Source organism: Vibrio taketomensis, assembly GCF_009938165.1.
Taxonomy (GTDB): Bacteria; Pseudomonadota; Gammaproteobacteria; order Enterobacterales; family Vibrionaceae; genus Vibrio; species Vibrio taketomensis.
The window spans coordinates 2058197-2078288 of the sequence record NZ_AP019649.1; the positions used below are offsets into that span (position 1 = coordinate 2058197).

At 41.6% G+C, this 20092-nt stretch carries 17 protein-coding genes and 1 pseudogene; 13 read left to right on the top strand and 5 right to left on the bottom strand.

Features of this window, described 5'->3' with window-relative positions; all coding sequences use genetic code 11:
- Window positions 1-9: 9 nt before the first annotated feature.
- A complete protein-coding gene (locus tag Vt282_RS09320) occupies window positions 10-831 on the top strand; it encodes a heme ABC transporter ATP-binding protein (protein WP_232055167.1) in 822 nt (273 codons plus the stop codon).
- Window positions 832-961: 130 nt separating this feature from the next.
- Complete coding sequence (locus tag Vt282_RS09325; protein WP_162063223.1) at window positions 962-1147, top strand: hypothetical protein; 186 nt, start codon at window positions 962-964, stop codon at window positions 1145-1147.
- Window positions 1148-1241: 94 nt separating this feature from the next.
- Here the strand turns inward: Vt282_RS09325 and Vt282_RS09330 are convergent, their stop codons facing one another.
- Window positions 1242-2714 (bottom strand): protein adenylyltransferase SelO, encoded by a 1473-nt coding sequence (locus Vt282_RS09330; protein ID WP_162063224.1) that lies wholly within the window; start codon window positions 2712-2714, stop codon window positions 1242-1244.
- Between the two features lie 563 nt (window positions 2715-3277).
- Between Vt282_RS09330 and Vt282_RS09335 the strand changes: the two genes are divergently transcribed.
- On the top strand, window positions 3278-4039 hold the full coding sequence (locus Vt282_RS09335; RefSeq protein ID WP_162063225.1) for a hypothetical protein: 762 nt from the start codon (window positions 3278-3280) through the stop codon (window positions 4037-4039).
- Window positions 4040-4152: 113 nt separating this feature from the next.
- On the opposite strand, the gene yghU is transcribed toward Vt282_RS09335, so the two are convergent.
- Entirely contained in the window at window positions 4153-5013 is an 861-nt protein-coding gene (yghU, locus tag Vt282_RS09340; protein ID WP_162045941.1) for a glutathione-dependent disulfide-bond oxidoreductase, read from the bottom strand.
- A gap of 274 nt (window positions 5014-5287) precedes the next feature.
- On the opposite strand from yghU, the pseudogene yegD reads away from it, so the two are divergent.
- The 6 genes and pseudogenes from yegD (at window position 5288) to Vt282_RS09370 (ending at window position 11610) form a co-directional block, all read left to right on the top strand.
- Window positions 5288-6639 (top strand): annotated as a pseudogene (gene yegD, locus Vt282_RS09345) (molecular chaperone).
- Between the two features lie 320 nt (window positions 6640-6959).
- Window positions 6960-7799 carry a 5-dehydro-4-deoxy-D-glucuronate isomerase gene (gene kduI, locus Vt282_RS09350; protein WP_162063226.1) on the top strand — a complete coding sequence of 280 codons (840 nt, stop codon included), beginning with the start codon at window positions 6960-6962 and terminating at the stop codon, window positions 7797-7799.
- Window positions 7800-7833: 34 nt separating this feature from the next.
- A complete protein-coding gene (locus tag Vt282_RS09355; RefSeq protein ID WP_162063227.1) occupies window positions 7834-8823 on the top strand; it encodes a TRAP transporter substrate-binding protein in 990 nt (329 codons plus the stop codon).
- Between the two features lie 63 nt (window positions 8824-8886).
- Window positions 8887-9399 (top strand): TRAP transporter small permease, encoded by a 513-nt coding sequence (locus Vt282_RS09360; RefSeq protein WP_162045938.1) that lies wholly within the window; start codon window positions 8887-8889, stop codon window positions 9397-9399.
- A gap of 12 nt (window positions 9400-9411) precedes the next feature.
- A complete protein-coding gene (locus Vt282_RS09365) occupies window positions 9412-10719 on the top strand; it encodes a TRAP transporter large permease (protein ID WP_162063228.1) in 1308 nt (435 codons plus the stop codon).
- 120 nt (window positions 10720-10839) lie between these two features.
- A complete protein-coding gene (locus Vt282_RS09370) occupies window positions 10840-11610 on the top strand; it encodes an IclR family transcriptional regulator (protein WP_162063229.1) in 771 nt (256 codons plus the stop codon).
- Window positions 11611-11713: 103 nt separating this feature from the next.
- Here the strand turns inward: Vt282_RS09370 and Vt282_RS09375 are convergent, their stop codons facing one another.
- Window positions 11714-12094, bottom strand: a complete 381-nt coding sequence (locus Vt282_RS09375; protein ID WP_162063722.1) for a hypothetical protein — start codon at window positions 12092-12094, stop codon at window positions 11714-11716.
- A gap of 477 nt (window positions 12095-12571) precedes the next feature.
- Here Vt282_RS09375 and Vt282_RS09380 point away from each other — a divergent pair, with 477 nt between their 5' ends.
- Both Vt282_RS09380 and pepT read left to right on the top strand, forming a co-directional pair.
- Window positions 12572-14116, top strand: coding sequence for an AbgT family transporter (locus Vt282_RS09380; protein WP_162063230.1), 1545 nt, complete (start codon window positions 12572-12574; stop codon window positions 14114-14116).
- 75 nt (window positions 14117-14191) lie between these two features.
- Complete coding sequence (gene pepT / locus Vt282_RS09385; protein ID WP_162063231.1) at window positions 14192-15415, top strand: peptidase T; 1224 nt, start codon at window positions 14192-14194, stop codon at window positions 15413-15415.
- 1036 nt (window positions 15416-16451) lie between these two features.
- Here pepT and Vt282_RS09390 read toward each other — a convergent pair.
- Window positions 16452-16775, bottom strand: a complete 324-nt coding sequence (locus tag Vt282_RS09390) for a hypothetical protein (RefSeq protein ID WP_162063232.1) — start codon at window positions 16773-16775, stop codon at window positions 16452-16454.
- A 278-nt stretch (window positions 16776-17053) separates the two neighbouring features.
- Complete coding sequence (locus Vt282_RS09395) at window positions 17054-17548, bottom strand: hypothetical protein (protein WP_162063233.1); 495 nt, start codon at window positions 17546-17548, stop codon at window positions 17054-17056.
- Window positions 17549-17908: 360 nt separating this feature from the next.
- On the opposite strand from Vt282_RS09395, the gene Vt282_RS09400 reads away from it, so the two are divergent.
- Both Vt282_RS09400 and Vt282_RS09405 read left to right on the top strand, forming a co-directional pair.
- Window positions 17909-18205: a hypothetical protein gene (locus tag Vt282_RS09400; protein ID WP_162063234.1), complete on the top strand. Its 297-nt coding sequence runs from the start codon at window positions 17909-17911 to the stop codon at window positions 18203-18205.
- Between the two features lie 1014 nt (window positions 18206-19219).
- A complete protein-coding gene (locus tag Vt282_RS09405; protein WP_162063235.1) occupies window positions 19220-19882 on the top strand; it encodes a hypothetical protein in 663 nt (220 codons plus the stop codon).
- The last annotated feature ends 210 nt before the right edge of the window (window positions 19883-20092 follow it).

A 20092-nucleotide genomic window follows, 5' to 3' on the forward strand; every position in this document is an offset into this window, starting at 1 on the left:
TCTGTCCTCATGACATCACGTAAAAAAAACGGATTACCGCAAATTGATAACTATCATGATGCTACTACCATCGAAGTAAACCAACTGACGGTTTCTATCGGCAAAAGAACCATCCTCAACGAACTTTCGTTTTCACTGGATCGAGGGCAATTTACTGCATTATTGGGACCAAACGGAACCGGTAAAAGCACCTTGCTCAAAGCCATTACCGATGAAATTACCTACAGTGGACACGTGAACATCTTTGGTCAGACGCGCCATGTTTGGCCCGCAGAAGAACTAGCTAAACACCTTGGTGTTCTACCTCAAAGCAGCTCACTCTCCTTTAACTTTGTCGCTAAAGAAGTCGTCGAACTAGGCGGTATTGGTTTGAGTATGTCTAACCAAGATTTGCAACAAGTCGTTGAACACAATATGCAGCAGACCGATGTACAACACTTGGCCCAGCGAGCGTACCCAACCCTATCCGGTGGTGAAAAGCAGCGCGTGCATCTATCGCGCGTATTAACGCAGCTAGAACAAAGCGGGAACAACACAATTTTGCTTCTCGATGAGCCAACATCAGCACTAGACTTACACCACCAGCACTCAACGCTCGCACTCGCAAAATCACTCGCCAAACGTGGGGCTACAGTGGTCGCAGTGTTGCATGACCTCAATCTTGCTTCGCAGTATGCCGATCGTATGATCATTTTAAGTAAAGGGAACATCGCTGTGGATGCTCCACCGAGCCAAGCAATGCAGGCTGAGATTATCGAGCAAGTTTATCAACACCAAGTCAGTGTGATACCTCATCCTGAACTTGGTCATCCGATTGTTATAGCCAATTAATGACTGTTCTCCCGAGCATCATGACATCTTAACGCCTTACGTACTTCGGACTACCGTTTGCCACCAGCGTTAAATTGGCGCTCAACGATTTCCTCACCCATACTGATAAAAAACGCCGTGGAGTAAACTTATGGGTGAGAAAATCAAAATTACCGTGATTCATGACACCGCCCTAATCGATGGCGTTTATCAATCTGAGTTGCGCTCAGGTGGTGACCGACGAAAAAATCGCCACATAAAGTGGCAATTCTACGAAAGAAGAAGCGGCCGAGACCCGCGCAACTCTCACTCTAAATCGATAAACGAAGCGATTTAGTACACCGCTCGCTGCGACTGACAAAAAGCGGCAATAATGCCAATGAATCAAACCAATGAAATCAGGCCTTTGAGTAGCATTCGGTACTTAAATTCTACGAGGAACAGCTGATCTCCATCGATTTACCCCACTCAGGAGGTAAATTGGCGTAGCTATGATGCTCAAGATGTTCTTCAAAAGGTGAAGCTAGCAAGGTTGCCAATGTTGCCACTTCGCTAAAGTCCCCTAGCTCTGCTTTCTCAATGGCTTGCTGCGCGAGATAATTTCTCAGCACATACTTGGGATTGACTTTACGCATTTGCGCGCAGCGCTGCTTAGCAGTAATTGGCATTCCCGTCTGATCTACTTCCTTATCTGCGCGTTCAAGGTAGCTTTGCAACCATTTTTTAGCGCCAGCTCGGTCAATAAACAGATCAATCAGCGGCGCTTCATCACCACTGTCTAAATTTGACAGTTCACGCATAAAGCGCGGATAGTCAACATGAGTGCGTTCAATAAAATCAAAGAAAGAGACAAAAAACTCGCCGTCTTCTTCGCACTTAGTATGCAGCCCCAGCTTGGCTCTCATCTGAGCGCTGTAATCATGCTGTAAGCGAGATTCAAACTGCGCCAATATTGTTTCAATGTCTGCGATATCAATCAGAGGCGATAAAGCATGTCCTAACGCACTAAGGTTCCACAGCGCAATAGAAGGTTGACGATTAAACGCATAACGGCCCTGATAATCTGAATGGTTACAGATATAGCTAGGATCGTAATCATCCAAAAAGGCAAACGGGCCATAATCAAAGGTTTGACCAAGAATCGACATATTGTCGGTATTCATCACTCCATGACAAAAGCCAACGGCTTGCCACTGAGCGATCATTGAGGCCGTGGCGGCAACAACTTGCTCGAACATCGCCGCGTATGGCTTGTCACTCAGTGCCAATTCAGGCCAATACCATTCGATCACTTTATCGGCAAGTAACTTAAGGTCATTCAATTGATTAGTATAGAAAAAATGTTCGAAGTGACCAAAGCGGATATGACTTTCTGTCATGCGCAACAATAACGCGCCCGACTCTTGTTTTTCACGGTATACCGGTGTGTCGCTGGTAAGCATACCCAAGGCTCGTGTAGTCGCAATACCCAAACCGGCCATGGCTTCGCTGCACAGATACTCACGGATTGTCGAACGAAGTACCGCTCGCCCATCCCCCATTCGCGAGTAAGGAGTTAACCCCGCCCCTTTAAGATGCAAATCAAATACACGACCATCTTGGGCGGTTAACTCGCATAGAAGTAAGCCCCGCCCATCACCTAAATCAGGATTGTAGACACCAAACTGATGCCCGGCGTATTTCATCGCCAAAGGAGCGAAATCTGGATGCGTTTTGTCACCAGAGAGTTGCTGTTTTAATACATCTAACGGCGCATTCGACGGTAAGCCCACATTTTTTGCAAGTTCACTATTCCACATCACCCATTGGCTGTTATCTAACGGCTGAGGCGAAACAAAAGTAAAAAAACTACTCGGCAACTGAGCAAAACGGGTGGAAAACTTAGGGGAAGAAAAATGTGCCATTAACAGTCCATAGATTTACTGAGTTAAGTATCAAACTAGCAACATACTATACAGACTTCAAGCGTGACCCATGACTAACAAGGGTAAAAGAGCGAGATGGGCTGTGTGGGCACTACAGGCGAGAAAAACATTAGAGCCCACAATCTGTTAAAGCGAGAAATTGGCTTTAAACAAAAAGGAAAACACCGAGAATGCCCACTAACGAAAATAGACATGTACGACTAATTACACCAAAATTCGAAGGTTGAATCATTTCTTGTTCTCTCATAGCTACTCCGTTAAATGTGACACCTTAATTACAATAATATGAAATTTCGGAAAATTCTCAATCGGTTTATGATGAACTTTTATGACAACAGGCTCACATGTTCAAAGCATTCAATGAAAGAAGGAGCAAACACCTCAAAAGATCATTAAACAAAATTAAATCATTTAATTTCAGTAATTTAAACCCAAAGAAAAACAATCTCACCCTAACACCGCATGAATTTTGTACTCTCTCGCACCTCTTCTCTCCGTATTAACTTAAAATAATATGGAAATAAGCCAATCAGGGACGAACTATGCGTAAACTAATGATTAGTGGGCTAATCATGTGCAGCTTTTCTGCGCTCGCCAACTACAGCAACTTTGCCTACAGCATTATTGACGATCAAGGGAATAAGTTAAGCGAAACCAATAACGTGATTAAAAACGCTATTGAACAGAATAACTTTCTTCCGCTCTCCTATAACAGCCAATTTAGCGATGCAGCCAGTGATTTGTTTAAGCAAGTTGATAAAATGGGACGCTTCGAACTCAATGCTTTCGCCTCACCTCAATTGATCAATGGTATCGAACAATTAGTCAAAGAATTTGCCTGTGCGACCTATCGTTTCCAAGCAAGAAAAGGGGAATCAGGGCAATGCAATGGTCTCGTCAGAGATGACACAAATAAAGAGGGGCAACCTTTTGTCTATGGTCAGTTTGTAGAAAAGCCTATGCTCATTTCCGTTAACAGCATTCGCCCCAATATGCCAGCCCGCAGCTACGACATTTATCTCCCTGCAGCCAAAGATTTTCCTTTGGAATATGCTTGGGGAGCTGCGCATGAGCTTGGTTCTTTTTTTGTACGCAAACGCGATCGAAAAGATACCGTGCTGACGGTCTACATTGATGGTTACAAACTGGATATAAACGGTGAACGTAGTGAACGATTGACAGATAAGCCCGAAATCGTATTTGTCGTTATTCCAAAAGCCTCTCGTATCGGTATTCAAGCTAATGAAAATGCTGCGGCCAAATTTGCTCTCGCCGATGCTGACTTCATCGTGCCACTTTACTAATGTCTTCAAAATAATAAAGCCCTCAAAGATGAGGGCTTTAGGTGTTCAAATAAGTTCAAGATACAGAATTCAGTCACTTGCTTACGACGAGCAAGTTTACTGAGGCATAGAAATTATTTCGGCTGTTTGGCAAGTGCTTGATCAATATCATCCGCGCTATGGCGCTCTGCCACTTGTTCCCACTCTTCGCCCCAAGCCTTATTGACAATACGTCCACGTTGTACAGGGTTTCGCTCAGCGATCTCTTGCGCCCAGCGTACTAAATGTGGGTAGCTCTGTACATCAAGAAACTCTGCTGCATCGTACAATTTACCTAACACCAAATTGCCATACCACGGCCAAATAGCGATATCCGCAATCGAATATTCTTCTCCAGCAAAATAGTGGTTATCAGCCAAATGATTATTGAGCAGATCTAACTGACGTTTGGTTTCCATCGTAAAACGGTTAATCGGGTATTCAAACTTCTCTGGCGCATAAGCATAGAAATGACCAAAGCCACCACCAAGATAAGGTGCACTACCTTGCAACCAAAACAACCAATTCATCGCCACAGTTTTAGCTGCGAGATCTTTCGGCAGTAATACGCCAAATTTTTCCGCCAAATAATGCAGTATATGGCCAGATTCAAACACGTTAATCGCAGGCGTCACAGACGTATCTACTAAGGCTGGAATTTTCGAATTAGGGTTAACCGCAACAAAGCCTGACGAAAATTGGTCACCGTCTCCAATACGAATCATATGCGCGTCATATTGGGCGTCTTGAATACCCAAAGCCAGCAATTCTTCAAGCATAATCGTCACTTTTTGCCCATTCGGCGTGCCCATTGAGTATAGTTGCAACGGATGCTCACCAACCGGCAGAGTTTGCTCATGTCTTGCCCCTGCCGTAGGACGGTTTATGCTGGCCCAAGTGCCCCCTGATTCGGCATCCATGGTCCATACTTTCGGTGGAACATATTCGCTAGTCATGACTACTCCTTATCTTTGAATTATCTCAGTGTCATCGCTTTCGATTGATTACTTTCATACAATGGTGGCGACCTTAGCAAAAAACAACAGTTATTTAACATTCTTATTTTGAAGCAAGATGAAGATGAATCTTTCAGAGTCATCCCGATTTGCCAGGTACCCTACCGTTACTTGGGTATATCAATTTTCTGTATTTTCCTATTTCTGCTTGACCCATCTACCTGTGTAGGGTTTAGTGTGCGACCCCATTTTGTTCTCAAGCGTTGAGGTTAGTATGTCTTTAGGATTCGATTTTGGTACCGCAAACTGTTGTGTGGCCCATTTGGTTGATGGTCAAATCTCCCCTATTCCACTGGTAGGTGACAGTGTCTACCTACCTTCAACGCTCTGTGCGCCCAATGCAGAATCCGTTTCTGAATATTTATTTCGTTGTCTCAACATCGAACCGAGCGATGAAACCAATCAGGCAGTGCTGCGCCGTGCGATTAAGATCAACCGCGAGGAAGGCCTTGATGTGCGTGCCAATGATGTCAAATTTGGTGATCAAGCATTAGCGCTCTATTTAGAAGACCCAAAGATGTCTACTTTGTAAAATCGCCGAAATCCTTCTTAGGGGCGATGGGGTTAAGAGACATGCAGCTTTCATTCTTTGAAGACTTAGTTTGCGCCATGATGAGCAACATCAAACGCAGAGCTGAATCTGCAACCAACAAAGAATTCAGTCAAACGGTGATCGGCAGACCTGTGAACTTCCTTGGCCGAGGCGGCGAAGCTTCAAATATTCAAGCGGTCAATATTCTGACTCGCGCCGCAAAACGAGCTGGCTTTAAAGACATTGAATACCAATATGAACCGGTAGCGGCAGGCTTAGACTTTGAGGCGACCCTGACCTTAGATAAGAAAGTCTTAGTGGTTGATATTGGCGGTGGTACAACTGACTGCTCAATGATTGAAATGGGCCCGACTTGGCGTGGCAAGCTGGAGCGAAAAGACTCATTACTCGCTCATACTGGTCAAATGGTTGGCGGTAACGATCTCGATATCTTCATTGCATTTAAATGTCTGATGACCGAATTTGGCCTAGGTTCAAAACTCAAAAGCGGGCTAGATCTGCCTTTGATTCAGTTTTGGAATGCGATTGCCATCAACGATGTTCAAGCGCAACGAGACTTTTACGCCCATGACAACCTTTCAATGCTACGTCAATTTCACAAAGACGCGATGCAGCCTGAGAAATTGGCGCGCCTAGTCAAGCTTCATCAAGAGACACTAGGCCATGGTGTTATCCATCAGGCAGAGCTCGCTAAGATCGCCATGTCTGAACATCAAAGCTATAACACTACCATCGATTTAGTCAGTGAAGTATTTAATGTACCCACTCATCGAGAAGCGGTTGATGCCGCAATTGAAAACCCGATGAACAAAATTCGTAGCCTCGTTCAAGAGGCAGTAGCACAAAGTGGCATTCAGCCGGACGTCATCTACATGACTGGTGGTTCATCACGCTCAAGAGCATTAACTGCAGCCGTCTCATCAGTGTTACCAAACACGGAAATTGTCAGTGGCAACTACTTTGGCTCAGTAACCGCAGGCCTAACCCACTGGGCAAATCTGATTTACCGCTAAGCTGAACTTCAAATATAAAGCCCTAAGTTACTGAAAATTCAGGGTTTTACCCCTCTAATTCATCATTAATTCGATAACAAAACCATTACCTCCATAGCCATCATTCGTTATCTCACTTAAGCCCTTACACATTTTTACCAGCTAAACACCGACATAACCACAATCAGCCCCAGCGCTGATTTATTCGTCATGATCACAAAAACTAAACGCTGTTTCAAAAAAATAGCGAGTTCTATCACGCCTCATTTTTATTTATATATGAGTAATATTGATCAAATATAAAAACAGATAAGCTTTCGGTATTACTTAGGAGTACCAACATGTTTATCAATTACAACAGCAATCCTGTCGATGCGAAGGCTTATGATAGTCAGCGTTTACGTGAAGAATTTCTGACCGAAGAATTATTTACCGCAGACAACATCAATATGATTTACAGTCATATTGACCGCGTCGTTGCGATTGGTGTGTCACCGACAACTGCCCCATTAAAACTTGATGATTACGTCGACCAAAAAGCATTTGGTACTGACTACTTCCTACAACGTCGAGAATTAGGCATTGTGAATCTGGGTGGGAAAGCTGAAGTACGTAGCAAAGATCAAACCTACCACTTAGAAAATCTTGATGCGCTTTATTTAGGTATGGGCGAACAGGAGATTGAGTTCACTTCTCTTGATACTAATGAACCAGCCATCCTCTACTGCTTGAGTGCTCCCGCTCATCATACGTTTCCATCACGTCTAATTACGCAAGAGCAAGCTAAACAAGTTGAGCTTGGTAGCTTAGATAATGCCAATGCTCGGGTAATTAACCAGTACCTACATCCGGATGTATTACCAACGTGTCAGTTATGTATGGGAATCACGCATCTACAACCAGGTAGCGTATGGAATACCATGCCAGCACATACGCATGAGCGCCGTATGGAAGTGTACCTCTACTTCAATATCAAACCATCACAAGTCGTGTTCCATTTCATGGGTGAACCAAGTGAAACTCGCCATATCGTCGTGCGTGACAAACAACTAGTGCTATCACCTAGTTGGTCAATCCATTCTGGTTGTGGCACTCAAAATTACAGCTTTATTTGGGGAATGCTTGGTGAAAACCAAACATTCGATGACATGGATTTTATCGATATGAATTCAATTCGTTAATTAAACCTCTGTTCCTACACTGGAGATAACAACAATGATTAGCCCTAAAAACCTAAAACTTGCAACCATCGCAACTGCTGTTACCGCTTCTCTTAGCTTTTCTACGATTGCAAATGCAGCCATTGAAATTAAGGCAGCATTTAACCAATCAGATAGCCACCCTCAGTATTTAGCATTGGAAGAATTTGGTAAGAAACTCAATCAAGAAACAGATGGTCGATACAAACTGACTGTGTATCCAAACTCTTTACTTGGCGATCAACGAGCAGCACTAGAATTGGTGCAAAACGGTGCGATTCAAATGGCAATGGTGGCAAACCCATTAGTCGAAAACTACGATGCTACATTCCGAGTGATTGGTATGCCATACATCTACACCGGTTCAGAGCATCAAGAAAAGGTCTTCACATCCGGTGCACTTGACGATCTATTCTCTTCAACACAAAAGTTCGGTTTCGAAGTCCTCACCGCATATACCGCAGGTGCTCGCAGCATGTACACCAAACAAGCTCCGGTAAATGGCTTTGCTGATATGAAAGGCCAAAAAATCCGTGTAATGCAATCAGATACTATGATCAAAATGCTCGATTGTATGGGTGGTACAGGCGTACCAATGAGCCAAGGCGAAGTGTACTCTGCAGTACAACAAGGAGTGTTAGATGGAGCAGAAAACAATGAAATTACTTATGCCGATTTGAAACAATACGAAGTCGCACCTTACTTCTCGGCAACTCGCCACTTAATGGTTCCTGACCTGCTTGTTGTGAGCAGCTACTTTACCTCAACTATGTCTGAAGAAGATCAAGCAACCCTAAGAAGACTGGCAAAAGAAAGCACACCTGTTGAATTTAAAATCTGGAATCAACACATAGAAAGTGCGAAAAAATCAGCAGAAGAAAAAGGGGCGAAATTCAATGAAGTCGATATCAAACCGTTCCAAGAAAGCTGTCAAAAACTACAAGAAGAGTTAATCACCACGCCAGCTCAAAAAGAACTATTCAACAAAATTGTAAGCCTGTCTTAACCTGAAAAAATGCCGAGGTTTGACATCTTTCAATGACGCCTCGGCCTTTTTGAGATCTTTACTATGTCTAATACTTCAAATAGCGTTTTCGACAAAATCGACGCCGTAAAACAATGGGTCGATAAAGTCATCGCTGCTGTTTTAATGTTTATCGTTGCAGCAATGACCTTACTTGTTACTTATCAGGTCGTGGTCCGTTACTTTTTCGGGAGCCCAAGCGCAGTCAGCGAAGTACTTTCACGCTATGCGTTTATCTGGCTTATTTTAATTGGCAGTGCTTATGTATTTGGCCTGCGCGAACATATGTCGATCAGTTTTATTAAGCAAAAATTCTCGGAAAAAGTACAAATTTTCCTAGAAATGTTCATTGAATTCTCAACGGCTGTTTTTGCCTTACTCGTGATGATTATTGGCGGGCACAGCAGCGCAATGCGCCAAATGTGGCAGATGGATTCTGCACTGCAAATTCCAATGGGCGTTATTTATGCGGCAATCCCAATCAGTGGCGGCCTTATTATTTTCTACTTTTTGTATCAGGAATTCGCCCTGCTACGTCGTCTAAAGCAATTAAAATAAGGATTCATTAAAATGGATGCAGCAACTTTTGCCGCGTTAATATTGTTTAGCGGCACCCTCTTTTTCTTAGTCATTGGCGCACCAATCAGTATCAGTGTCGGCATCTCCTCTTTTGCGGCAATGCTTTCTATTCTGCCTGCTCAAGGTGCTATGGTGACATCTGCACAACGTCTTTTCGTCGGTCTTGATTCTTTTGCGCTACTCGCCATCCCGTTTTTTATCTTAGCGGGTAACATCATGAACAATGGTGGCATAGCGATACGCTTGATAAATTTTTCTAAAATTTTTAGTGGTTTTCTACCTGGTTCTCTGGCTCAAACGACGGTTGTGTCAAACATGTTGTTTGGTTCAATCAGTGGTTCTGGTGTCGCCTCTGCGGCAGCTGTCGGTGGTATCATGGCCCCAATTCAAAAGAAGGAAGGCTACGACCCAGCATTTAGCACTGCCGTAAACATCGCCTCGGCGCCAACTGGTATGCTAATTCCACCAAGTAATACATTGATTGTTTATGCGACCGTTGCAGGAAGCGTCTCTGTTACTGCACTATTTATGGGTGGATATTTACCGGGAATCTTGTGGGGTCTAGGCGTAATGTTCGTTGCTGGCATCATGGCAAAGCGCCGTGGTTACACGATGAAACACTCAATGACGCTGGCCGATTGCTTTAAAGTCTCTATCGATGCTATTCCGAGCCTTTCACTGATTGTCATTGTTATTGGCGGCATTATTGGCGGTGTGTTTACCGCAACAGAAGCTTCTGCGATTGCCGTTGTTTATGCCTTAGTGTTGAGTTTGGCTTATCGTGCTCTGGATATCAAAAAGATACCAGAAATTCTGCTAAGTACCGCGAAAATGTCGGCAATTGTGATATTTATGCTGGCAACGTCGTCCATCATGTCGTGGGTAATGGCCTTTACTCAAATTCCAGCATTGATTGCAGACTCTCTCATCTCTTTAACTGATAACCCCATTATCATTCTACTCATCATCAACGTTGTATTGCTGTTTATCGGTACCTTTATGGACCCAACACCAGCAGTACTTATCTTTACGCCAATTTTCCTACCAATTTGTATGAACTTAGGCATGGATCCGGTTCAGTTTGGTATTATTTTGGTGTTTAACTTATCATTGGGTACGATAACACCTCCGGTAGGGCCAATTCTTTTTACCGGCTGTAAAGTGAGTGGTATTAGTATCGATGACGTGATTAAAACGCTACTACCATTCTTCTTGGTTATTTTTGTTGTGCTTATGCTGGTTACCTTTATCCCAGCAATATCAATGACGATCCCAGAAATGATGGGATTGATAAAATAACGATAAGTTGACCAAGCTCCTAAATCCGGAGCTTGGTCTTGTCACTTGCATGTTGTATCAGATAGAAAAAACGCATTGCACAACCACCACCTAAATATTAAAGCGACACACTGATTAAGAATGAACAACGAAAAGAAAATTGAGTATCGCGCACCGGCTCTCGAGAAAGGCTTAGAAATTCTCGAGTTGTTAGCTGCAGAGGAAGAACCTCAAACCAAAAAGCAAATTTCTGAAAAACTTGATCGCAGCATCAACGAAATTTTCCGCATGCTCTCTGTACTTGTCGACAAGCAATATATTGAGTTTGACTCTGAAACCTCAAGCTACTCTTTAACGCTAAAAATGTTTGCCCTTTCCAATCAACATCCACCGATTGCTCAACTACTTAAACGTGCTCAACCATTAATGGAAGAATTAAGCGTTAAACTCAATCAGTCTTGTCATTTGAGTCGCTATCAGAACGGAGAATTATTGGTCATCGCTCGTTCTGAGAGTCCATATAAAATGGGTTTCTGTCTAAGGCTGGGAGCGTCACTTGATATTTTTGGGTCAGGGTCTGGTGTCGCACTATTGAGCTACAGTAGCGAAGAACAACGTAAAAATATCATTTCTCGCTCGAATGCAACCGAAGATGAAGTGCAGAATACTTTAAAGTTGATCGATGAAACCTTAGAAAAAGGCTACTACTCAGGAGCAAGTCCACAGATTTCAGGGGTAACCAACATTAGTGTGGCTATTTTAGGTGTGCAGGGTGATGTATTGGCAACGTTAACCATTCCATACATGACATTGAACTCAGACACTGTACATCATCATATCGAAGATCTTGAGCATGCGCGCATTGAGCTTTTAAAAGTAGCGAAAAAACTTAATCAATACACCATTAAATAATTTCTGCTATTCAAATAAGCAGAAAGAGAATACTTCTTTCTGCTTATTTACTTAACCCACCCATTGTACTTTAAGCGTACAAAATAGAGTTGGGTGCGTTCACTTACTCTTGCTCGATACCACAATCATTGCAGCTTTGCAGGGCAATCTCATGCTCAAACACAGCCTTATCGTTACCTTCTGCTAGTAATTCAGCGATTTCATCCGCGACTTCTTGCTCATCTTCAGCTTCAACTTGACTTGCGAGTTCTTCTTCAGAGTAACCGTAGTAGTTCAGCAATAGGTAATCACGAGCTTCTTTTTTAGAACACGTTACGTTAACGGATAGATCAGCCTCAACTTCACCTCGTTCAATAATCGCTGCCAGTTGTGCTAGAACCTCATCTTTCATCTCCGCCGTTAGCCAACCTAAGTCAGTGTTCACGGTCGTTTTTTTGCAGTTAAAACATGGCAATTGATGAAAGTAGTATTGAAAGTTAGTCATGAGTCGTTTCTTCTGTGGATGTTGTACCAGCTGATTATCCGCCTTTTTGAGTAAAATGCTATCAATAATGACTGCATTATCCACTGCCTGGCTGCCATAGATTACATAACAAACTCGCACCTTAAAATAATTTATTCCGTCTCTATATTTACGGATAAATTTCATTATTAATGCCTATTTTTCTTGATTAACAATCATGATTACAGGCATCTATTTACAACGTCATTATCGATTCGATATTCACTCAATTCACTTAATTTGGCATTGATAACATCAAACTATTACCAACTGCCCTTGTTAAATCATTAACACAAACCCACAGCAATCAATACACTTTCCATACATTTATAAAACTTACTTTTGGGTAAATTCGTTACCAATATCAATTAAATAGAATTTTATTTTATAACGCTTGCCTGTACAAGCTTAGGTTGAGTATTAATCAAAATGTTATTAATTAGCCGAAATGGATTCTATATGGCGACACAAGTAAGTACTCAACAGCCAACTAAACGAAATTGGCTTGATAGCATCGAACGTTTGGGAAATAAAATCCCGGATATTACGATGTTATTTCTCTTCGCAACCCTAATTTGTATTTTGCTCTCAATGGGTTTATCTCAAATCCAGTTTGATTATGTACATCCTTTAACCCAAGAGCCGATTCAAGTTGTCAATTTATTTACCACCGAGCAGATGATGAATCTGCTTACTTCAATGGTAGGCAACTTTGTTAACTTCCCTCCACTTGGGATTGTTATTGTGGCTACATTAGGCATCGGTATTGCGGAAGGCTCTGGCTACATTACAACAGCTTTACGTAAACTATTAGCCGTTGTACCAATGAGTGCCGTAACACCTTCGGTAATCTTTATCGGCATTTTAGCTCACGTAGCCTCTGATTCTGCTTACGTTGTACTCATGCCGGTGTCTGCTTACATTTTCTATAAATCAGGTAAGCACCCACTCGCGGGTATTGCTGCTGGATTTGCTGGTCTTGCTGGCGGATTTACTGCTTCTTACACACCGTCCATTATCGATCCAATCCTAGCAGGCTTTACCGAGGGTGCGGCTCGCATACTCGATCCTGATTACGTGGTAAATGTACTTTGTAACTTCTTCTACTCATTTGGTTCAACATTCGCAGTTATCGCAACTTGTTGGTATATAACCGATAAAATTGTTGAACCACGTCTAAGTCGTACGCTTCCAGTTGACGTACCACAAGTTGAAGACAACAACACAGAACTAAGCGATAAGGAAAAACGCGCTTTCTCACTAGCAAACTGGACCTTACTCGGCTTTATCGTATTGCTTATCGCAATGATGGTACCTGAAAGCTCAATATTCCGCGCTCCAGACGGCTCATTAACCAGCCCTGCCGCCCCTGCGATGAAAACTATCGTACCGCTATTGCTGCTATTTTTTACCGCTCCAGGCTTAGTTTACGGCTTTGTTAGTGGCAAGTTCTCAACATCGAAAGATGTGACGAAATCCATGGAGAGCATCACTGGCTCACTCATTTCATTTATCGTTTTTGCCTTTTTCTGCGCGCAGTTCCTTTACTGTTTTGGTAATTCGAACATAGGCAGCTTGATTGCCCTCTCTGGTGCTGAAGGACTAAAAGCTTTAAATATGCCAGGTGAAATCACCATTTTTGGCGTCATTCTTCTCACCGCTTGTCTAAATATCATCATCACATCAGCGTCATCAAAATGGGCAATCCTTGCACCTGTTTTAGTCCCGATGCTAATGGCGGTTGGTATTTCGCCAGAACTAACGCAAGCAGCATTTCGTATCTCTGACAGTGCAGTTAACGTCAGCACTCCAATGTTTGCATTCTACCCACTGATTATCTCTTACATGCAGCGATACAGCAGTCAATCAGGTATTGGCACACTAGTTTCCATGATGCTGCCATACACAATTGGCCTACTCGTCGCATTGATGGCAATGTTGTACCTTTTCTGGGGCTTAGATATTCCTCTGGGCTTTAACAGTGGTTACACCTATTCGCTGTAAACAAGTTTGCTAACACACCATAGATTTCCCGCTTCTTTCACATCCAAGAAAGAAGCGGTAACTACGAGAATAAAGATGAAATCAATCAAAGAAAGCTTAATAAATAACTTTGTCCGCTATGCAGCGATCAGCAGTCAATCTGACGCTTCAGTCACTACTATTCCATCAAGCGAAGGACAAAGAACACTTGCGACTCTGTTATGCCAAGAGCTTAACCAAATGGGGATTAGTGAAACCCAGTTGCTTGATAACAGCATTGCTATTGCTCGTATTCCAGGCACAGTACCAAACGCAAAAACTATTGGTTTTGTCGCACATTTAGATACCGTCGATGTCGGACTTAGCCCAAATATCAATCCGCAGATCCTCCATTATTTAGGGGAACCACTGTGTTTAAACCAAGCACTAAATATCTTTATCGATGAAACAAGCCATCCAGAATTAGCCAATTATCGCAACCAAGACATTTTATTTAGTGATGGCACCAGTGTTCTCGGTGCCGACAATAAATCTGCGATTGCAATTATGATGACCCTAGCTGCCGATGTTATGCAAAATAATACGGAACATGGTGATATTTATTTGGCATTTGTTCCAGATGAAGAGATTGGTCTGCGCGGTTCAAAAGAATTATCGCTAGAGCACTTCCCCGTAGACTATTGCTACACCATCGATTGTTGTGAACGTGGTGAAGTAATTTATGAAACCTTTAATGCTGGTTCTGCAGTATTAGAGATTAAAGGTATTACCGCGCATCCGATGAGCGCTAAAAACGTATTGGTCAATCCAAACCTCATTGCGGCAGATTTTATCAGCCTTGTTCGTGATCATGGTTTACCGGAGCAGACAGAAGGTCGAGAGGGCTATTTCTGGGTCACTGACTTATCAGGCAATCAAAACGTGGCAAAAGTCTCAGTCGCCATTCGAGATTTTGACCAAGACAGTTATAACGCTCGCAAAGCCTATTTAGCATCTGTAGTTGAATTGCTTAAAAACAAACACCCACGAGCAGGAATAGAGCTTACGTTAACCGATGTCTACAGCAATATTGCTCAAGCAATGGGTGAAGATACCAGCGCACTATCTCGTCTCTATCAAGCACTAAAAACATTGGGCATTCCAGCAAAAACAATTGCAATGCGTGGCGGCACTGACGGTTCTGCACTTTCAGTAAAAGGCCTATTTACTCCTAATTTCTTTACTGGAGCACACAATTTCCATAGCCAATTCGAGTTTTTGCCACTGGATTCATTTGAAGACAGTTACTATGTGGCAAAACAACTCATTACGATGAAATAGTGCCTTCGACGCTTATGAAGACCGCCTGAAATGCGGTCTTTTTTATTTCGTCTTCTAACGAGAGTACATGCTAAGGATGTATTTGAAAGCAATCCAATACACATCTCGTAGACATAGATATTCGGTCACTCAAATCCTATGAACGTAAACCTATGAGATCTTACTTGTACACACTGTGTCATTGAATTTAGACTGTTTTTTCCCAATCTGTTGGTAGCACTCAAAGTAACCGAGGCGCTACATGTCAAAATAGCTCACATCATTAAGATTCAAACTTGATGATGTTTCATTTTCAATTGTTGAACCATCGGATCTTACGTCTAGAGATCTCGCTTCATTAGTTGACTAAATTGCTGTTATAACTGTTCTCCACAGAGTATTTATCGACGCTCATAACTATGCCGTATATTATGGAACAATAAGTCTTACCTGATTATAAAAATAAGGTTTTACATGCATATAAATAAACGTTGCTCCTTTGATAGTTGGCCGGTAGGTACACCAGAACGCTGCATTCATGGCTATTGGCAACTAGGCATGATGAGATTTCATACCTTTACTAGGGAATGCAGTAAAGAGTATCAAGATTCATATAACCGTATTAACCATGAACTGGGAGCTAGTGTGGCGTACATCGACCTCGCCTCACAGGGAGATGACTACAGATATAAATCGGAGGTTTTGGATATAATTCGCAGTAATGAGCAAACCTGGATTTGGTTTACGAGTTGCCATGCGCTTTTCGATATTTCTCTTGCTGGCTGGCTACGGTCTGTTCTCACTGCCTCGTATAACGTAGATCACATTCGAGCCACTTTTGTGTTCGATACCCCCGATCAATTCAACAACATCTGTCAAAATCATTCGGCACCATTGTACAAATCGACCATAGCTCTGGATCTTATAAAGAGCAATTAGCTTTGCCGAGGCCTTTGCGCTTTTCTATAGTTTGAAACTAATACGCATCCCCGAATACCTTGTTAGATGCTCTACCCTGTCGCATTAGAAATAATGCCCCTTTAACATGCGGTCCTAGCTAAAAAGTACTGGAGGATACGCTTAGCATACAGAGCAGCGACGTTTCTGGCAGAAACGTCCAATATCCAGCACTGCAACGTTTATGACTAAAACGTCCAACATCCAGCACCACAACGTTTATGACTGAAACGTCCAACATCCAGCACAACAACGTTTCTGGCAGAAACGTCCAATATCCAGCACTGCAACGTTTATGACTAAAACGTCCAACATCCAGCACCACAACGTTTATGACTGAAACTTCAACATCTAAACAACGACGTTTCTGGCAGAAACGTCCAATATCCAGCACTGCAACGTTTATGACTGAAACGTCCAACATCCAGCACAACAACGTTTATGATTGAAACATCCAACATCTAAACAACGACGTTTCTGACAGAAACGTCAATGCACTCATCAATTTAAGAACACGCTGTTTCAGAGCGCATTTAGAATACATTACCACATAGAAAATTATCCGATAGGATCTGCGCAATAAATATTTAAGCATCAGAAAGGCATAAACCAGCACAGTTAAAATAACAAAACCATTTAAGATAAATAAAAGTAGATTCACTCTCCGTAGATTGCATAAATTTCTATAATCTACATTTCCAATTAATCCATCATTGATTTCTTAATATTATTAATAGTATGCTCGTCAATTCCATATTCATAGTCAATATAAAATACTCTTTCTGCACACATACCTATAGTCGTTCGCATATCCCCTTCGAAGTCACCACAAACGTACCAACTCGCATTCAATAACGCTGCGTGCGTTCTAGTTGTTCTCAACCAATCAGTATCATCTAATCTAAGTCTAAATCTCAAGTCTATGAAAGGAGCAAGTTGATCATCATTGAAAATACCGCATTCGATAAGTAACTCACGTGGGTATGATTGAGGATCTGTCGGATACAACAGAGCATCAACTGATTTTGCTAGTTCTACTAGCATTCTAGCGCTTTTATAGTCTGCTGTTATATTTAACAACGTCTGCTTAATGCTTATAAATTTATGCTTAGAGAAAGCAGACTTCACACCTTCGTTACTATTAATATATGCACGCGAGTATAAAATGGTTCTTGGATCAAAATATAAAACTTTCAAAAATACCTCCTGCAATCATTAAACTGTTACAATTAAAATTACATTAATTCTGAAATATAACCTCAACATCAAATAAATTATACTTCAGTGTTAAAAATAATATGAATACAATCTCAATTTAATTAATCTCGGTATTTATTTTGTACTAATTTGTATGACCAATCACCGTAGATGCTCTGCTCCATAGAACCTTCACGCGTAAGTTAATCAGTGGATAGTGATGTTAATGTTTGCAATCCTTTCTAACCTGTTCTGACAGCAAGAAAAATGGCAAAATACTTCCTCGGGTTAACTATAACATGATGACCTACTGGACTAAGTGCATTAAGACGTTTATGGAATTTAGAGGATAGATTACTTATGAAAGATTTAGTCGCTGAGATAGAACAACTAGATAAAGGCGAGCTTTATGAATTTCGCATCGACAACGTTACCCTACAGGATTTTAGAGCAGAGTTTTTACTAACTATCGTGGCCTCTCATAAGAACCTCGTTTTGAGTCGTTGGCGAGTTACTTGTAGTCAATGCCTAAGTATTGTGATCGACCGTTCCGAAGTTCCACGCGACTTTGACCTGAAGTACGATATTTTGTTACTCGGGAAATCAGCGATTAAAGGTTCGCGTTTCAGCGCAACCAAATTGGGCGTTCTTGTGTAACATTCCAACAGGCTGAGAAGATAGCGCCACTTGGTACATTCATCATCCAAGCCTCCCACAAGCTACCTTGCAAAATAAAAACTTTCTGCCTCAAGGTGAAAAGAGTTAACTCATATTCAAATGCATTAACGACTATTAACGCTCACGTAGTTAAAAATTGCAGTATTGGGGCAAAAGAAAATGGACAAACAAGGTAGACGCATTCATTCGAAACTTCCCTTCACATGTAGCTCTTGTTGTCACACACCATCTTCCTTCTAAAGATTTTGCTAAGTCAGAGAATGCAAGCAGCCCTTATGCCCAATATTATCATGTGGGCTAACTAGGAGGACTAAAAATCAAAGCGTTCTACCTTTGATTTTACTAGAGCCGAACCTTGTTCATTAATTTCATACGTTCATTTTAATTGAACAATATTTAAACACGAACAAACCAAAACGTTTTCACAAACTGACTTATTTAAGAAAGAGCCGTTGATGGATGTTCTTAGCAGAGAGATGAAGAGTGGCTCTAAGTTCACAAATGAAGAGGTTTCGATCTTTATCAAACTACCTGCACAATGATTTTAGGAGGCATGATGCATATAAATTGAAGCGAACTCATTTGGCGATTTGTTATTGCACCTCATTAGAACATTTTAATCTATGTAGCTAGGAATAAGGCCGCATAAAATAATAGAAGGACGTGGGTTCAGTTTCCTTATTAAGGGGAATGTAATGTAACACAAGAAGTGACACCGCACCCAAAATACGAACTTAATGCATTAATTTTTAACATATCTAACCAAAAACACCCCCAACAACTCCACAAGTATGTACTCGACCATAATTCATATTATTTACCTTGATCAACAGAGCAATTTCTAGCATGCTATGCATGTAGTCACCAAAATTGCTAACAGCGTGCCCTCCAGTCAACAATCAGCAATAACACTACACCAATCAAAATCACCCCAGACATTGATATTTCTAAACTATGGCGCCGAGGCTGGAGAATTAGCATTAGGAAATAAACATGTCCAAAGTACTGTTATCTAACCCTCACGACCTTAATCAAATTAAAGATTGGGCTAGAACGCTTAAAAACATTCTTAACCATCACGGTATCGACAAAGTATCACGTACTACCATTCTTAACGTCGTAGCGAAAAGCCTCGGTTACACCGAATGGGCTTATCTAGTTCAATACAATAAAAGCCGAGTTTGGTTTACTGACGTAAATGCTGAGATAAATTATCAACTCAACGAAATATTGACTAACCTGAGCATTATCTATTGTATAGATATCCATAGGAACTCTACTATTCATAATGATATTATCTTTCATCTTCGTAGCAATGGATTAACCACAACACTGAACGTAGATGAACATAATACCGAACGTTCAGTACAAATGTTGCTGGTGCCAAGTAATCAAGAAAACTACTATGAGATTATTCCATTTGTCGGTGAATTAGATCTTGTCATGAGACTGGAATACTTCTCGCTACAATCCCCTTTATTCGGTCATTCCATAAAACCTAACGTACCTCTCTCACGAGAAAAAAATATATCGCGCTTTCCACCAAGCTACCCTTACACAAAACACTCAATGAAATACTGCCAAATGGCTACGCATTTATCGCACACAGTAAATATCAATATACTGGTTTTGATTATGTACTCGAAAAAGACCTAGATATTCCAGAAAACATAGTAAGGGCTAAACTTTTGAGTTAACTTTCATGAACCCAAATGCCATTATCTACCAGTTCAAAAGACAAAGCTCAACGTATTGAAGTTAGCAACGTTACTGAACACATTGAAACAACATTAAAATCAACGTACGTTTAAATTCTCGCACATACCAACATTTAATTGAAATATTCCAACTTGAGGGACGGGAGAC

Coding starts and splice junctions, on each gene's coding strand:
- Vt282_RS09320 (WP_232055167.1), top strand. CDS start 10: ATGACATCACGTAAAAAAAACGGATTACCGCAAATTGATAACTATCAT.
- Vt282_RS09325 (WP_162063223.1), top strand. CDS start 962: ATGGGTGAGAAAATCAAAATTACCGTGATTCATGACACCGCCCTAATC.
- Vt282_RS09330 (WP_162063224.1), bottom strand. CDS start 2,714: ATGGCACATTTTTCTTCCCCTAAGTTTTCCACCCGTTTTGCTCAGTTG.
- Vt282_RS09335 (WP_162063225.1), top strand. CDS start 3,278: ATGCGTAAACTAATGATTAGTGGGCTAATCATGTGCAGCTTTTCTGCG.
- yghU (WP_162045941.1), bottom strand. CDS start 5,013: ATGACTAGCGAATATGTTCCACCGAAAGTATGGACCATGGATGCCGAA.
- kduI (WP_162063226.1), top strand. CDS start 6,960: ATGTTTATCAATTACAACAGCAATCCTGTCGATGCGAAGGCTTATGAT.
- Vt282_RS09355 (WP_162063227.1), top strand. CDS start 7,834: ATGATTAGCCCTAAAAACCTAAAACTTGCAACCATCGCAACTGCTGTT.
- Vt282_RS09360 (WP_162045938.1), top strand. CDS start 8,887: ATGTCTAATACTTCAAATAGCGTTTTCGACAAAATCGACGCCGTAAAA.
- Vt282_RS09365 (WP_162063228.1), top strand. CDS start 9,412: ATGGATGCAGCAACTTTTGCCGCGTTAATATTGTTTAGCGGCACCCTC.
- Vt282_RS09370 (WP_162063229.1), top strand. CDS start 10,840: ATGAACAACGAAAAGAAAATTGAGTATCGCGCACCGGCTCTCGAGAAA.
- Vt282_RS09375 (WP_162063722.1), bottom strand. CDS start 12,094: ATGACTAACTTTCAATACTACTTTCATCAATTGCCATGTTTTAACTGC.
- Vt282_RS09380 (WP_162063230.1), top strand. CDS start 12,572: ATGGCGACACAAGTAAGTACTCAACAGCCAACTAAACGAAATTGGCTT.
- pepT (WP_162063231.1), top strand. CDS start 14,192: ATGAAATCAATCAAAGAAAGCTTAATAAATAACTTTGTCCGCTATGCA.
- Vt282_RS09390 (WP_162063232.1), bottom strand. CDS start 16,775: ATGTTGGACGTTTCAGTCATAAACGTTGCAGTGCTGGATATTGGACGT.
- Vt282_RS09400 (WP_162063234.1), top strand. CDS start 17,909: ATGAAAGATTTAGTCGCTGAGATAGAACAACTAGATAAAGGCGAGCTT.
- Vt282_RS09405 (WP_162063235.1), top strand. CDS start 19,220: ATGTCCAAAGTACTGTTATCTAACCCTCACGACCTTAATCAAATTAAA.